At 47.4% G+C, this 16,788-nt stretch carries 8 protein-coding genes; 1 reads left to right on the forward strand and 7 read right to left on the reverse strand.

Features of this window, described 5'->3' with window-relative positions:
- Positions 1–30: 30 nt before the first annotated feature.
- From DW694_RS09575 to DW694_RS09590, 4 genes are all read right to left on the reverse strand, one after another.
- On the reverse strand, positions 31–1,383 hold the full coding sequence (locus tag DW694_RS09575; RefSeq protein ID WP_092072540.1) for an LCP family protein: 1,353 nt from the start codon (positions 1,381–1,383) through the stop codon (positions 31–33).
- Between the two features lie 18 nt (positions 1,384–1,401).
- A complete protein-coding gene (locus tag DW694_RS09580; protein WP_022426969.1) occupies positions 1,402–2,805 on the reverse strand; it encodes an undecaprenyl-phosphate glucose phosphotransferase in 1,404 nt (467 codons plus the stop codon).
- A 108-nt stretch (positions 2,806–2,913) separates the two neighbouring features.
- Positions 2,914–3,870 carry a glycosyltransferase family 2 protein gene (locus tag DW694_RS09585; protein WP_021651911.1) on the reverse strand — a complete coding sequence of 319 codons (957 nt, stop codon included), beginning with the start codon at positions 3,868–3,870 and terminating at the stop codon, positions 2,914–2,916.
- Between the two features lie 4 nt (positions 3,871–3,874).
- The gene (locus DW694_RS09590; protein WP_021651910.1) at positions 3,875–5,734 is read right to left on the reverse strand and encodes a glycosyltransferase family 2 protein; all 1,860 of its coding nucleotides are present in this window, start codon (positions 5,732–5,734) and stop codon (positions 3,875–3,877) included.
- Between the two features lie 181 nt (positions 5,735–5,915).
- Here DW694_RS09590 and DW694_RS09595 point away from each other — a divergent pair, with 181 nt between their 5' ends.
- Entirely contained in the window at positions 5,916–7,163 is a 1,248-nt protein-coding gene (locus tag DW694_RS09595; protein WP_118752905.1) for a D-alanyl-D-alanine carboxypeptidase family protein, read from the forward strand.
- Between the two features lie 109 nt (positions 7,164–7,272).
- Here the strand turns inward: DW694_RS09595 and DW694_RS09600 are convergent, their stop codons facing one another.
- Genes DW694_RS09600 through DW694_RS09610 form a run of 3 tightly spaced genes read right to left on the reverse strand, consistent with a single transcriptional unit; the run spans position 7,273 to position 16,786 of the window.
- Positions 7,273–8,712, reverse strand: coding sequence for a DUF2142 domain-containing protein (locus tag DW694_RS09600; protein ID WP_243148622.1), 1,440 nt, complete (start codon positions 8,710–8,712; stop codon positions 7,273–7,275).
- Between the two features lie 11 nt (positions 8,713–8,723).
- Positions 8,724–11,171, reverse strand: a complete 2,448-nt coding sequence (locus tag DW694_RS09605) for a glycosyltransferase family 2 protein (protein WP_118752906.1) — start codon at positions 11,169–11,171, stop codon at positions 8,724–8,726.
- A complete protein-coding gene (locus DW694_RS09610) occupies positions 11,147–16,786 on the reverse strand; it encodes a glycosyltransferase (RefSeq protein WP_118752907.1) in 5,640 nt (1,879 codons plus the stop codon). The genes DW694_RS09605 and DW694_RS09610 overlap by 25 nt, the downstream gene beginning before the upstream one ends.
- Positions 16,787–16,788 lie beyond the last annotated feature (2 nt).

The raw sequence follows: 16,788 nt of genomic DNA on the forward strand, positions 1-16,788 counted from the left end.
TCCCTTCTGCTGGTTGCTTATTTTGATGTTTTATTCATTCTCCGAATAATCTTCTCCGTCGGTATAATCGTTATAATCCGTATCGGAATCGCCTCCGGAATAGTCCGTATCTGTGCTGTAATCGTCTCCGGAATAATCCGTATCTGTGCTGTAATCGTCTCCGGAGTAATCCGAATCATAATCTGTGTCTGTGCTGTAATCAGCATCATCACTTGTGTCCGTACTGCTGTAATCTGTGGATGTATCTCCCTGCCACGTGTACGAATCATCCGTTGCGTCATTCGGTGTATCTGTCACCGCAGGTGCAGTGTCCTGCACGTCGCCTCCGCCTGCGATATTTGTGATCTGGGCACTTCTGTTGAGTACATCCTGCGTCGGAGTGTAACTGGTGTCTCCATACAGAAACTGATGCATCTTCAGAACATTGGATTCCAGTGTGGTAGGTACGATAACGCTGCCCTTTACCTGGGCAAATTTATAATCGTTGGGGAAGCCTGTAGTTTCATCAATACTGTAGCCTATCATAGCCGGGATCATCTTCAGGATCTCTGTTTTGGAAACAGAAGTTTTGACCATCGGGAATACCTGATCCATAATATCAAAGATAGTGGAAAGTCCTGCCTTTTTCGCCTTATCTACGATCATCTGGATCACTCGTCTCTGTCTCTCGGTACGTCCCATATCAAGACTTGCAGTATAACGGATACGGCAGTAGGATGTAGCCTGTACACCATTAAGATGATAGGTATCTACGATTGCTTCCTCATCCTCCGGCTTCGGATCCGGCAGTTCGATCGGTGTGTAGCTCTTTCCGGTTTCCTCTGATGTCTCCACACAGTAATTGTTCATATGAACGATCTCCGCATAGGAAAGAGGGATGTCCAATCCTCCGAGGCAGTCTACCACAGTTACCAGCGCATTAAAATCAATGGCAACATAATCTGTGATATTCAGATCCAGATTCGTATTCAGCATGGAAACCGCGTTGGTCGGTCCGCCAAATGCATATGCCGAATTGGCTTTGGAATAGGTATCATCCTTTACATTGAGAAGGGTATCTCTATAGACAGACACAAGTTTGACTGCCTTCGTATCATTGTTGATACTCGCAATGATGATGGTATCACTGTTCTCTGTATTCAGCTTCTCATTCTTGCTTCTGTGGTCCAGTCCGAACAGTGCATAGGTGGTATATCCCGTCATCTGCGGTGCCTGATCATTAGTTACAATATCCTGGTCTGCAAGATCTGTTTCCTGGATGTCGATCTTATCCAGTTTGGCTGAGATCTGACCATAAACGAACAGACCTCCGATAAACAGGAGCAGTACGACGATCTCCAGGATAAATAAAATCTTCTTGCTTTTTTTCCGAGGTTTTGACATCTTTTCCTTTTCCCCTTTTTAGTATGCGTTCTTATTAATAAATCCTTTGAATATGGTAAGAAACATGATCTTTATATCAAATCCCACAGACCAGTTTTCGATATAATACAGATCACACTCTATCCTTTTTCTGATAGAAGTATCTCCACGATAGCCATTTACCTGTGCCCACCCGGTAAGACCCGGCCGCACCTGATGCTTGACCATATAACGTGGTATCTCCTCCCTAAACTTTTCTACAAAAAACGGCCGCTCCGGTCTTGGTCCCACAAGACTCATCTCACCCTTCAGAATGTTAAAAAGCTGTGGAAGCTCATCCAGACTGGTATGACGCATAAATTTACCGATTCCGGTAACTCTTGGATCGTTCTTTACTGTCCACGCCTTTTTTTCTTCTGATTCTTTCTGGATCTCCATGGACCGGAATTTATACATCCGGAAAGTCTGATTGTGAAGCCCGACACGTTCCTGCTTATAGATCAGCGGTCCCGGCGAAGTCAGCTTGATCAGCATACACAACACCAGCATCACCGGTGAGGACACAATGATCGCAACGATCGCGCCTGCAATATCCATAGATCTCTTGATCAGTGCATTAAACGTGTTGCTCAGGGGCACATACCGGATATTGATCACCGGAAGCCCGAGAATATCTTCTGTATATGGTTTGGTCGGAATAATATTATTATAATCCGGAATAAATTTTGTGTGCACGCCGGATTTTTCACAGAGTGCAACGATCTCTTCCAGACGATAATACTCACTTAAGCCCAGGGTAATGGCTATCTCATCCAGACGACTGGATGGAAGGATGATCATCAGATTGGCGATTCGACCGATCACCTTAACGCCCTTATAAGTAGTGCCTGCCGGCACATTGTCATCCAGTATGCCCCTGATCACGTATCCCCATTGCGGATTCTGCAGGATCCTGTCTACATATTCCTCGGCAGCACGGCTGTATCCTACCAGCAGCACCTGTTTCTGGTTCATTCCTTTTTTGCGCATATCCCGGAGAATGTAAAATATGACCATACGTACAAACCATTCCAGGACGATATTGATCACACAGAAAGAAACCAGAGTAAGACGGGAATAGTCCAGCTCTTTAAAATTGTAAAGTGCAAACATGATGATAAGGAGCCCTAACGCATTTGCCTTCACAATTCCGGCAAGTACGAGACGACGCCCCTGCATTCGCATCGGTGTATAAAGATCAAAGGCCTGATAAAGAAGTAAATATCCCGGAATAATGAATATCAGCATAAACATATATTCCTGGACGGTCTTGGACTGGACCGCCGAATGTTCAAAAATTCCCTGAAAACGGATCAACCAGGCCAGGGCATAGGAGGCCGCGATCACAAATACATCGATCAGCATATGGAGACGACTGAAATTTTTCTGGTTGTCTTTAATCAATTTCCGCCACCTCATTTAAGTTCATTGCTTTTATCTTATAATAGATGAAACTCAAAAGCAATAAAATCTTCCCTCCGAAATATAAAAATTCTGTGAAAATATGATGTCTTAACCGGCAAAACGCCTAAAAATGTTGATCCAGAGTTCAAACTGGAGCTGTATATAACGCGGAAGATTCCTCATGGAAAATCTGACTTTTTTGTTTTTGCGGCTGATCTGAAAGCCGTTTTTGATGCCTGCAAGGTACTCACGTCCGAATCCCTTGGACGCAAAAAACAGGATCTTCGCACCGAATCCCACCAGAAAAAACGGAAGGTTCAGCACGATCTGGAGAAACGGCATATTCTTATAGATAAGATAAATATTGTTTCTGGAAGAATACCGGATCTTAAACTGATTATATCTGGAGCCGCTGGTGCCGCTTCCTACATGATAAACCTTCGCTTTTGGAGCATACCAGTTCTGATAACCGCAGATCCTGGCACGATAGCCGATATCCAGATCCTCCAGATAAGCAAAATGCTCCTCATCAAAATCTCCGATCCTGTCAATAAATTTCTTCCGGTAGATCGCAGCTCCCGCACAGGTGGAAAAAATCTTCTGCTCTCGGTCATAATGGCGGATATCCTTGCCTTTTCCCCTGGCAAAAGCCCAGCCAAGGGCACAGTAATAATTTCCGGCATCATCCATCTTGTCCCTGTCATGAAGCTGGATCATCTTTGCCTGACAGGAAAATGCCTTCTTATGTCTGCGCAGGGCAGCAACCATCTCCTCCAGGAAATCCGGTTCCGCTTCCGTATCATTGTTCAGAAGCAGCACATATGGGGAACGTGCCGCATGGATTCCTTCATTGACGGCTCTGCTGAAGCCGTAATTCTCCGGAAGCTGTATCATGTGTACCCATGGATATTCCGCCGAAACAAACGCACAGCTGCCATCAGTGGAACCATTATCCACTAGTATAACCTCAAAATTACGGATAGTCTGTCTTTCAAGACTGGAAAGAACACCATCCAGATATGCCATTCCGTTAAAGTTTGGTATGACTACTGATACTTCCTGCATTGCTTTATCCCTTCTTCTTTCCCATTCCCGGAAGGGGCTTCAGGGAATAATTCCATTTGGTTAAAGAAAGATTTTTGTTATAGTATGGATCTCCTTTTTTCAGGATATCCAGCCAGTGACAGCGCATGTATTCGATCTCCGTCTGGAAACGGCGGACCTTTTCCTCGCTGTCCTCAGTGCCTCTTGACTTGGATTCGTAATGATAGAGCTTCACATACGGATCATAGACGATCAGATGGCCGTGGCTTCGCACCTTCAGACAGAGATCCACATCATTAAACGCAACTGCAAGCTCTTCCGTAAAGCCTCCTGCCTCCAGAAAAACTTCCTTCTTCATCATCATACATGCTGCAGTCACACAGCTCATATCCTGCAGAAGAGAAGCCTTATGGAGATATCCGGTACGCTCTGCCGGCATATTCACAAACATGTTCCCGGCAATTCCGCCCATTCCCACCACGCAGCCTGCATGCTGAATGGTGTTATCCGGATAGATCAGCTTGACGCCAACTGCACCCGTTTCCTTGCGCTGGCACACGCTCAGCATCTCTGACATCCAGTCCGGATCGATGACCTTTACGTCATTATTCAGAAAAAGCAGGTAATCTCCTTTGGCATGGCGCACCCCGAAATTGTTGATGGCAGAATAGTTGAAGCCTTTTTTCCAGCGGATCAGATGGACCCTGGGATCCTCCGAAAGCTTTCTGTAATACCGAAAGATCTCTTCGGAGCTGCTGTTATTCTCCACAATGATGATCTCGTAATTTTTGTAGGCAGTTTTTTCAAAAATGGATTCCACGCAGGCCTGAAGCGTTTCTTTCTCCTCACGGTTCGGAATGATAACAGAAACCAGAGGTTCTCCCTGCACCGGATACTTCACACGGTAAAATCCAAAATCCGGAGTATGCTCCACGGTTCCCGGAGTTCCGGTCCGTTTGAGATTCCCCTCAATGGCACGTCTGCCGGCTTCAAAAGCATACATCTTGCTTGCCGGATTATCTGCTGTGGAGGATTTATGGGTCCTCCAGTGATAAAGGATCTCCGGTACATGGACCACTTCCCTGGCCTGCTCCACACAGCGGAAAATGAAATCATAATCCTGGGCGCCGTCAAATTCCCGGCGGAATCCGCCCACTGTCTGCACTACGGAACGTCTTACCACCAGAAAATGGCAGATATAATTATTGGATCTTAAAAGATCCAGGTTAAAGTCCGGTTTCAGATGGGGCTGAAAATGTTCAGAAAGATCTGTCGTGACCTTATCCTCATCTGTATAGATCACATCCGCCTCTGGATGCTCCTCCAGTGCCGCCGCGATCTCATACAATGCATTAGGTGCCAGCAGATCATCATGATCCAGAAGTGCGATAAAATCACCCTCTGCCATGGCAAAAGCCGCGTTTGTATTTTCTGCAATGCCAAGATTCTCTTTCAGATCCTGATAGCGGATCCTCCTGTCCATCTCTGCATAGGATCTCAGCACGGTCTGCATGTCCGGATCCTCCGGGCTTCCGTTTGCCAGACACAGCTCCCAGTTCTCATATGTCTGTGCAAGGAGAGAGTCCAGCATCTGTCTTAAAAAACGCTCCGGTGTCAGATATGCAGGTACCACAATGCTGATCAGCGGCCCATCCGGAAATTTGCGTTTCCGCTGCTTCTCCAGTGTTTCCTCGTCAGGTCTGTATGCCTCATACCATGGTCCGTAAGGAACCTCTTCCGGTTCAAAACGCTCATGAAGCCGGATCCAGAACTCTTTCAGGCCATAATGCTTCAGGTATCTTAAGCCCTTCTGTACTGTATAGGGGGAAAGCTTCTTTATAAGTCTGTCCCATTGGATCTTTCCTGTAGAATCATCTTTACTCATATATTATCTCCGTATTACTCAGTTTGATGTTACTGTTCACTCTGTTCTCAGTAACAGTTTGATGAACATATTTTACCATTCCATCATTTTTTTTGCAAGGAAGAGAGGAAATGTGTTATACTGAGCTTACGTATGTATTGCTTACATAAGAATTATTTTTTATACAGGAGTACCATTTATCATGAAAAAATCAAGAATAACCACAGCGCTTCTGGCTATTGGGATCTCCGCTTCCATGGTGTTCCAGACTCCAGTTTTCGCCACAGAAGAAACCGCTGTTGCTGTATCCTCCGGTATTACCACCAATGGGATCAGCGGATGGCCTCAGGGGCCTGAGATCACTTCCGCATCTGCCGTGATCATGGAAGATACTTCCGATACGATCCTCTATGCCAAGGATATGGACACCACGCTTTCTCCGGCCGGCGCAGTTAAGATCATGACCTGTCTTCTGGCACTGGAGAACAGCCAGCTTGACGATCAGGTTACCATGACAGAAACCGGCGTATCCGGTGTTACAGACGGAGGCGCTCATATTTCCTCACAGCTCGGAGAGGTATTTACCATGGAGCAGTGCCTTTACGCTCTGATGCTGGCCTCTGCCAATGACATTGCACTCCAGGTTGCAGAACAGATCGGTGGATCTGTAGATGCCTTTGTCCAGAAAATGAACGACCGTGCCAAGGAGCTAGGATGTACCAATACGGTATTCACCAATCCTACCGGTCTCCCGGATGACAACCAGCATACCACAGCACATGATCTGGCTCTGATCATGCAGACGGCTATCCGTAATGACAGCTTCCGCACCATCTCCGGAGCCACCTCCTATACGATCCCAGCTACCAATGTTTCCGGCGGTACCCGTAACCTGACAAGCTCTTTTACCATGACAGATCCTGCATCCGCTTCCTATTATGAAGGATGTATCGGCGGTCGTGAAAGTACCACCACTGCTTCCGGAAGCGTTCTTGTCACATCTGCACAGCGAAACGGTACTACTCTGATCGCAGTAGTCATGAACGGAGCGACCGGTCAGACAGCCAACGAAGCGATCTCACTTCTGGATTACGGTTTTTCCAATTTCCAGCTTCTGGATCTCAGCGAGGATGATTTTCACATCCTGTCCGGCGGCACTGTAATGGTTCCATCCGGCGCGACCGCAGACGACCTGACTACGGAAGATACGGAATCTGATGGTCAGATCTTACGCACCTATTCCTTTGGCGGAACTCAGGTGGGAACTGCAGTTGTCGAGGATCCCTCCCAGGAAAGCTCCTCCGATGTACTGGAAAATGATGAAAACATGGATTCTGCAAAAGCTTATTCCGAATCCAGATCCCAGATCCCGTATTTTGCCATTGGCGGTGTGGGCATCCTGCTCCTGATCCTTCTGCTGTGGCGCATGATCCGGATCATCCGTTCCTGATCTTGGTCCCCAGGCGGATATACTTCAGAATTAAAAAATCCCTCCTATGTACCGGTCATATCCGGATACATAGAAGGGATTTTTTTCTGCCATCTCACCCATCGGGGTGTCAGCCATAAAACGGAACTACCAGGAAGATATAGCATAAAAACGGCGAAGCAGCCAGAAGTGCTGTCAGGACCCGGTATATCCACATTCTGATATTTTCCTTTTTTACAAAACGCTCAAGCAGACGATTCCAGCCGGCTGTCACAAAATACATGGCCGGATACAGTGCCGGCATGATATAACGTCCCTGTGCCTGGTTGTCACTATAATATACATAATACATAAACAGACCCACAGGGATCAGGATCAGAAGGATCAGCAGCAGATGAAAGATTCCTTTTCTGTCCCATTTATCGTACACGGTTATTGTTTTTATCTTCAGCTTTTCACTTCCTGCTGCTTTTCGTTCTTTTACCACAGTACGTTTCTTCGGATAAAATATTCCCAGCATGGTCAAAATACCGATCCCACCCATTCCAAAGAACAGGAAATATGCCTTGCTCACATTATAAGGCATATAAATCTGCATCAGACCAAAGGTTCCGATAAAGCTTACCAGTACTGTCAGCAGCCAGTTATGCTGCCAGCCCGGATCCTGATACAGAAGGATATCCTTCCATGACCAGTTCAGCTTCTCCGGTGTAGGGTATCTGGACGGCCTGTAATCAACAGCCGCATATTTTTCCGCACACTGTGCACAGGCTTTTCTTCCGATAAGATCTCCGTCATAGAGAACGGCATTTCGTATAAACCACCAGCCGCATAAGGCAAAGGTTACTGCCGCGATCACGATCCCTCTCCGGAACAGAAATGCAACTCTCTGTTTTACCGGCTCTTCCCTGCACAGAAGGACTGTCAGGCAGAAAAACAGAAAGCTGCATAAGATCCATCCGTAGGCATTATAGTAGGACAGTGCACAGACCGCCATTCCAACAGCCAGAAGGATCGAATTTCTGAAGCTCCAGTCTCCCGCTTCCAGATAACAGGACCAGGAATACAGGATCATCGCCATGGATAAAAGTGCCAGGGAATCCGTGTTTACATAAGTTCCCAGAAACAATGCCTGCGGCATAAAGCCTGCCAGTGCGGCAAACAGCCATCTTCCCTCTTTCGGAAAAAGCTTTCCGGATGCTTTCACCACAAAATATACCGCTCCGGTCACAAAGAGCACATCTGCCATTCTCGCCGCATGGAGTAATCCGTCTGCAGAAGCATGGAACAGACCTGCGATCCCCATAAATACAGCAGATACCATATAGGAAAGGATCGGATAATAGGCATAGGAAATCCCCCATGTCGCATCACGGATGGTTGGCTCATCTCCAAGAGGCAGCTTTCCCGGATGCTCATGAAGATACTGTGCCACCATGTAGCGCATTTTTTCATCGGGGCCTGCCCCCAAGGGCTGCATGAACGCCCATGCAGTCAGGAGCAGAAATGCTGCCAGGACAAGAACCCCTGCCTGAACTCTCTCATCCTTCCAGATTTTTTTCTTTTCCAAAATATAACCTCCTATATCCGCTTCAGAGAGAAATCCTGGCTCTCCAGTGTAAGGTTCGGATTATAGTAAGGATCTCCGTCACGGAGGATCTCCGGCCAGTGCTTCTCAAAGGAAGCGATCTCGCGGTTAAATCTTGCCACCTTCTCCGGTGTATCCTCAAGACCTCTGGATTTGGATTCATAGTGATAAAGCTCCGCATAAGGATTGTATACAACCAGATATCCGGCTTTTCCCAGACGAAGGCAGAAATCTATGTCATTAAAGGCAACCTGAAATTCCTCACTTAATCCGTGAACCTTATCAAAGGCCTCACGCTTCACCATCATGCAGGCTGCGGTTACAGCGCTGTAATCCTGGGCACAGATGATCCTGTGGCAGTATCCGGTAGCGTCTCTCTTCTGCTGCACAAAGCAGTGTCCCGCAATGCCGCCGAAGCCAACGACTACTCCTGCATGCTGCACGGTATCATCCTCATAATAGAGCCGCGCTCCTACAGCTCCCACATCCGGTCTCATACAGTATCCCAGAAGCTGCTCCAGACAGTCCGGGCTGATGATCTCCGTATCATTGTTGAGAAGAAGCAGATAGTCACCCTTAGCATGAGCAGCTCCGAAATTATTGATGGCAGAATAGTTGAAAATACCATCCCAGTACACCACATGGGCTTTCGGATTGGATGCTTCTAGCTCTTTATAGTAAGCAAAGGTCTCATCCTCCGTACTGTTGTTCTCTACGATCACATACTCATAATTGCGGTAAGTTGCCTTTTCTTCAATGGAATCAATACATCTCTTCAGATCATCGATGTGATCCTTGTTTGGGATGATGATGGAGATCAGCGGTTTTTCCTCCCAGAGGAATTTTGTACGGTAAAGTCCAAGATATTCACCCTTTTCGATTTCCACCGGAACTCCGAGCCTGTCATAATGAGCCTTGATGGCACGTGCTCCTGCATCAAAGGCATACATCTTGCTTTCCGGATTCTCTGCTGTGGAATCCTCATGGCATCTCCAGTGATAAAGGATCCTGGGGATATGATGGATCTGCTCTCTTCCCGCAGCTTCCACACAGCGGAACACAAAATCATAATCCTGTGCACCGTCAAATTCCTTTTTCAGCATTCCGATCTGATCCACGATTTCTTTTTTTACGACAAAAAGATGACAGATGTAGTTTACTGTACACAAAAGATCAATATTGAAGTCCGGTTTGAAATGCGGCTGAAAGAATTTGTGCCCGTCCATGGACATCTTATCTTCATCGGAATACAGAACCTTAAGCTCCGGATCCTCATTCAGCGCTTTCACACACCGGAACAAGGCGTCCGGCGTCAGCTCATCATCATGATCTGCAAACACGATAAAATCTCCTGTTGCCGCTTTCATGGCCGCATTGGTATTCTCTGCGATCTGAAGTGCCTGGTCGTTGCGGATCACACGGATCCTGTCATCACTTTTTTCCAGCCTGTTCAGATAATCGGTAAGAGGAGAATCTGCTCCGCTTCCGTCGGAAAGACAAAGCTCCCAGTTCCCGTAGGTCTGGGCTTCTATGGAATCTACCAGCTGCTGTAGATATTTTTCCGGTGTTTTGTAAAGCGGGATCACAATACTGAATTTTGGATTCCTGGAAAATTTCGTTTTTCTTTCTTCTGCAAGCTCTGCCTTGTCCGGCAGATGCTTCACGATCCATTTGGAATAATCCACCGGACGGTTTTTACGGTCCAGCACCTTTCCAAATACCTTTCCGGTAAGGGCTGCTGCCCCGTGAAGCTTCATGTAACGGCTTCCCTTACGGAAATATACCGCAGCTTTCTCCGCAAGGCGCTTCTGTGGCTGCAGATGTACCAGACGAAGCGTCCGCACATTGCCTGCCTCAAATACAATGTAGAATTCCTTCACACTGTCATAATGGAATTCAAAGAAAAAACCGCTCTTCTCATCGATTTCTGTTTCCTGGTACTGATTCTGTACATCCACACGTTTCAGTCTGGTGATCTCGCAGGGGATTTCCTTCCGGCTGCGATCCTCCAGGCGTATGGTCAGGGGGCTGTTAAAAGCTGCCCAGCCACGGACACGGCAGATCTTTTCCCCGGCTTCCACCTCGATACTCTCGATAAAGTACTGCGGTTTTCCCTGTTTCCTGTAAAGCTGTGCTGCCGAAACAGAAAACCACCGGACACGTTTTTCACCCTTTACCGCATAAACAACAAGCTTCTTTTTGCCCTCCAGATCCGGCAGGCAGATTTCCATCTGCACACGTTCTCCGTTTACCAGATCCAGATCCTTAAAGCGCTCCAGGGCGCTGACACGCTCCTGGGCACTGATGGCTGCCGGAAGCTTTTCCCCGTCAAGAACGGCTTCCGGCTTATGATCCTTCGGCCAGGTTCCCTGAAGGTGATACAGAGAACTGTCCTTCAGGTCAAACCTGTCCTTTTCTACTTCGTATAGCTCTCGCTGCATAACAATTCCTCCATTGCATCCTTTCCGGTATTTACTGTAAGGTAATGTTCCATAACCTTCTGATGTGCGGCCTCACCCATGGCTTTTCTGGCCTTCTCATCAGTAACCAGAGCTTCCAGGGCATTGACCCACTCTTCTTTTGTGGTGCACATCCAGCCATCTTTTCCGTTTTCGACCACGTATTCCATCTCACAGTTACGGCTCATGACACTCGGAACCTTTACAAGGGCAGCCTCTGTCCACTTATTCTCGGATTTACACCAGTGGAACAGGCTGTTCTCCAGCGGCATCAGATTGATATCAAGTCCTGCGATCACGGCAGGCAGCTGTCTCCAGTCCATAAACGGAAGCTTCTCGATGCGGTTCTGTACCGGCTCCATTCCGGATTCATCCAGCACACCCACCAGCTTCAGGTAAACCTCCGGGTGGCGCTCCATCACCTCCAGAAGTGCTGCCTCCACCTGGGCAAAATCCTGATCATGCGTTTTGGAACCACTTAAATATCCGATATAGATCCGGTCTTTAGCCTTGTCTGTCTGCTCCACAGCCTCGTGAGACAGGATCTCCATCTCCATACTCATACAGTTGCGGTTGATCACCACCGGTTTTTCCGGAAATTCTTCCCGGATCTCTCCTGCCAGTGTCTCCGTAGATGTAAAATATCCGTCGCAGAATCCCATACATCCGCGGATACGGTCTGTAGTTGTGCGGAAGTCACTGTACTCGCTTCCCTTCAGGAAATGCAGCCCGGAAATTTTTTCGTAATTAAATACCAGGTCATCCACATCATAGTAAACAGGGATTCCGGCTGCTTTCGCCCGGTTGGCAAGCAGTTCTGCTTCCATCAGCTTGCTGCAGCGGTACATCACGATTGCTGTATATTCCTCGATCTTTTCCTGCTCTGCCTGATCTATCTGGATAAACTTCGATGCATAGCCTTTAAGGATCAGCTGCTCCCGGAAATGCTCCACACGATATCTGGAGGCAAAGGAAATCTCCTCTCCTACGAAAAGAAGCCTGCGTTTTTCCACAGGAAGTTCACTTTCGCCGAGAGTTTTCCACAGAGAAATCATCTCTTCCACAATATTCTCCGGCTTCTCATCTTTCAGAACAAGGCCCTTGGCATAGCGTTTCACACGTTCTACAGGTGCACCTACCGGAAGTACCGCTACCGGAAATCCCATGGAAATGATCTCCGAGGTTGTGTAGGAGAATGTCTCCGGCCATACGGACGGGATCAGGAACATATCAATATCCTGCTCCAGGGTAAGTCTTGGGATCTCCTCTCTTGTATATCTTCCTGTCTGGGAAAATACCGGACTTTCGATCTCTTCGTCGGAAGTACCGATCAGTCTCAGACGGATATTCAGTCCATTCTCTTCGATATATCCTGCAAGCGCCTTCACAACCTCCAGGCCTTTTTTGTAGCAGAGTACGCCGATAAGACCAATGTTAAAGGTCTCTGTGGTTTTTTTATTTTTTTTCACTGCCGGAAGGTAATGGGGTGCATGCGGGATCACATGGAGATTGTATACATCCGGATAAGCACGCTTGAACAGCCTTGCCGTATCATCGGAAAATGCACGGATCTCATCACAGTTTGACAGAAATTCCCGGAATTTTGTACGCCAGAGCGTTCCGGTTCCGTATTCTGTGCAGGCATTGCTGCGGTTATCCGGAATACATTTATCGCAGACCTCACAGGATGGAACACCACAGTATTTTCCTTCTGCATCGATCAGATTCACTGCCGGGCAAAGGGCAAAGAAATCATGAAGAAGCATAAGGAGCTTCGCACCCTGCTCTCTCTTAAGACGCAGGATACGTTCCAGGGTTCCGTAAAGATCCTGATAGGTCACAAGCTCGTTGATCCAGATCTCATCCACACGCATCAGCTCACCAAGGGCAGTTTCCAGATCATTTGCAAAAAATTCCATCTCATACTGCTTATACTGATACGTAAAGTAAAAACGATTGCTTACGATATTATAGCGGATGGTCACAAAACGGTATCCTTCCCGCAGAGCCAGACGTCTTTTTTCCACAAGATAAGCCGTTGCACCGCCGCCAAGATCATGGTCAAAGGCCACAATGGTAGGCACATCCAGCTTCCTGTTGAGAAGCTTCATTTCCACGTAGAGTCTTACCGGACGAAGCGGGTCTCTTCTGCAGTAATCCGCAGTATCCTTGTTGTAATCCGGATGCTTGCGGAGCAGCGCCTCACTGTGCTCTTTCAGGAGTCTCTGCTTTTCCTCAGACGGGAAGCTTCCACCATGCTTGTGATATACAAACAGGTTATCCACATGCACGTTCTCATAGCCTGCAGCTATGGCACGCTGGCACCAGTCATTCTCCTCACCGTAGCCTTTTCCGAAATTCTCCTCATCCAGAAGGCCAACCTCCTGGATCGCTTTCAGGTTCATACCCATGCAGAAGCCCACACCGGTAGGCATAGCCGGATACTGCGGACGGATCATGCGGAATTCATCATCGATCTCCCACAGCGGCATTCCCTCAAACAGTTTGTTATCCCGGCAGAAATCCGGGAAGCTGCAGATGGTTCCGCAGGTGGTAAACGGTGTAGTAGTTGCAATATTTTCCTTTGCAAAGATCGGAAGCATCAGGCGCTCCAGCCACTCTTCCGGAACCTCCACATCTGTATTTACAAGAGCCACATGATTTTCCGCCATCTTTAATCCACGGTTTACAGACGGAAGAAAGCCCATATTGGTCTCATTATTCAGAAGTACCACATTGTCATGCTCTGCGACATATTTTTCCAGATAGTTTCCTACCTCAGGATCCGGACTCTTGTCATTTACGATGATCAGACGATAAGGAACCTTCGTTTTTTCAATTCCGGAAAACAGGGCATCAAAATACTCCAGTCCGTTGTAAACCGGCACGATCACATCCACCTTCTGCTGATAGACTGCCTGTGGATATGCCTTTCTTGTGCTGCGTACATGACGCTGTTTGAAATGGCGGAGATTTCCGATACTCTTCGGATCTTCGATCGCGTATACCAGAAGCTCTTTCTGATCCCTGGTTCCCGGGATCTTTCCGATAAGGAATCTTCCGGTATCCGCTGCGGTTCCGTATTCCAGGAAAACAGAAGTCTCTGCCGGCGCAAGAACCGTTGCCAGGAAAGAAAATCCGGCACTTTCCGCATCCGGATTTCCAATGGCATTAGCCACATCCGTACGGTAGATCGTAGTACAGGAAGCCTCCTGAAGCTTCTGTGTTCCCTGATAAAATGCGATCCTTGGCTGTCCCATAGACGCAAACGTCGGATCAAAGGCCCAGCCAATGGCATTTAAGGTGCCATTCTCATAATGGAAGAAATCAACACTGCCCATACAGGTAGGAGTTGTCTCCACTCCCATCACTGCTGCCGGCTCTGTATGATAACGAAGAACCTTTTTGACCAGTCTCTTTACCCGCGCTTTTTTGCCTGGATGACGAAGGGCCTCTTCCTGCGCACGTGCTGCTTCCTCTGCTGCCTGCTTTGCGGCACGTTCAGCCTCTTTTCTGACACGCTCCTGTTCTCTTCGTACTTCCCGCTCTTTTTCAAAGGCCAGAAGCTTTTCCACATCCGGAAGCTCAAGGCAGTCAAGTTTTCCCTCTATTACGATCCTGTCCACATTTTCCGGGTGCGTAACATCGATAAGATAAAAGCCATCGGTGGTAAAAAACGCAGTGGTACTGTTATCCACCTTCATATGGACACCCTGAGGCACAAGCTCCGCACTGCATCCACAATCCAGACGCTCTATCCTCACTTTCAGGAAATGACCGTTTGCGGGATTCCAGCGGAGATTTCGTATTCCTTTAATACCGGAAAGCGCAAACTCTACCCGGAAACGGTTTCCGGAAAGTGTTCCCTCTGCATAAAGTGTATGCTCTTCACAGAATCCCTCACCAAGATCATAGTACAGCTTGCTGTGCATCTGGTGCTTTTCTCTTTCTCTGTTCACCAGCTCTGTTACGGAAACCGGCACCTTTTTCTGTTCAAACGGGATCAGGGAACCACAGCCCACATACTCATAGACGAAATGCATGGTCCAATCCATAAATATCTCATAGTCTGTATAGCTGATGTCAAACTCCGCCATCATCTCATCCTCATGACATAACCGCGGCAGCTCAGAAATATGTGTATACAGTTCATGGATCAGGCGCCACATGATAAAATTCACAGGCACAGGGAAATCAAACATCCACTCATAATCTATGATCTGATTTTCCTTTTCTCCCATAAAGATGTTGCTGCAGATCAGATCCACATTGGCCGGGCAGACGCATTCGTAATCATTTCTTCCCGGATGATCACCAAATACCTCACGGAACTCTCCGGTCCTGTAATCCACAACCTGACGAGCCCCGAAAAATTCCTGATAGAATTTTTTAAGAAGGGCCTTGATCTCTTCAAGATCTTCTTTCTGGGCAAGCTCTGCGATTTCCTGATGAAGAGTTTTTCCAGTAAGGAGCGGATAAGAGATCTTTCCGTTTTCTGCCCTGCAGGGAAGATTCTTGTATTTATCGGATCCGGTACTCTCTGTTCCGGTTTTTTCCAGTTTTTCCACAAATTCCTCAGCCTGGGGCACCATAGCCTCTTTTTCCGCACGGACCTCTCCGTTCTCCCGGACGATCCTGGTCAGAAGACGGAACTTTTCTTTTCGCTCCTGGTTCAGCTTCACATAAAGGATTTCCTCCGGGTCCCGGTTTTCGGTACGTCCTGCCTCCACAAGAAAAGAATTCACAAAGCTGTCCAGGATCTTCTCTTTTTCGAAGGCCTTTACGCCTTCACTTTCTGCAAAAAGATCTGCTGTCTTATCTGTGTATACAGGATAGCTTCTTCCGTAGGAATTGGTATAAAGACTCTCATCTGTAAAAATCTCTGTCGGAAATTTATAATCCGGATACGGGTAGTAAAAGCGCAGAAAAGGAAAGCCGCTGTTTTCCAGCAGCTCTCCCAGTTCATTCTTGGAAAAGGTGCGCACAGACTGATTTCCCGGATATCCATTGATCCCGAAAAAGTGAAGATCTGTGTGATCCTCCGGTGCTCCGGCAAAGTACTTCAATCCCAGTCTGTTCTCAATGGCGATCAGAAGTCTTCCCTCCGGCTTCAGATAAGCGCCCATACGCTGAAGAAATGTCTCGTAAGGAGTTTTTCCCTCGGTAAAACTCATGGCATACTCCAGCACACCGTTTACTACCACATAGTCGAATTTTTCCGGAAAAGTCATGTCATTCAGGTTTCCAACCATGATCGTCAGATTTTCCTTATCCCTGTTTCTCGCATAATTGATATCTGCCCGACGTTTGGAAAGCTCCACGGAAGTCACATGACCGGCCTTGCGGCAAAGCATTCCGGTAATGGCTCCGCATCCGGCTCCGATCTCCAGAACGGAATCCGCCTTTTTCAGAGGATACCAGCTTAAGATATTCTCCCGCAGCCCTGAAAAATGGTAGACCATTGGAAAACTCACCTCTTCCTCCGGCAGGTCTTCAAAAGATTTGCCTTCCTGTGCCATTTTCAGAAGTGTTTCCTCGATATCCCCATCGGAATAATGATCCTTCGCCGTATAATAATCTAAATTCAACTCCGCCATAG

The organism is Ruminococcus sp. AM26-12LB, assembly GCF_003480785.1.
Lineage (GTDB): Bacteria > Bacillota > Clostridia > Lachnospirales > Lachnospiraceae > Blautia_A > Blautia_A fusiformis.

What these genes read in the sequence shown, in the direction of transcription:
- DW694_RS09575 (WP_092072540.1), bottom strand. Translation starts at nt 1,383, where the DNA reads ATGTCAAAACCTCGGAAAAAAAGCAAGAAGATTTTATTTATCCTGGAG.
- DW694_RS09585 (WP_021651911.1), bottom strand. Translation starts at nt 3,870, where the DNA reads ATGCAGGAAGTATCAGTAGTCATACCAAACTTTAACGGAATGGCATAT.
- DW694_RS09590 (WP_021651910.1), bottom strand. Translation starts at nt 5,734, where the DNA reads ATGAGTAAAGATGATTCTACAGGAAAGATCCAATGGGACAGACTTATA.
- DW694_RS09595 (WP_118752905.1), top strand. Translation starts at nt 5,916, where the DNA reads ATGAAAAAATCAAGAATAACCACAGCGCTTCTGGCTATTGGGATCTCC.
- DW694_RS09605 (WP_118752906.1), bottom strand. Translation starts at nt 11,171, where the DNA reads ATGCAGCGAGAGCTATACGAAGTAGAAAAGGACAGGTTTGACCTGAAG.
- DW694_RS09610 (WP_118752907.1), bottom strand. Translation starts at nt 16,786, where the DNA reads ATGGCGGAGTTGAATTTAGATTATTATACGGCGAAGGATCATTATTCC.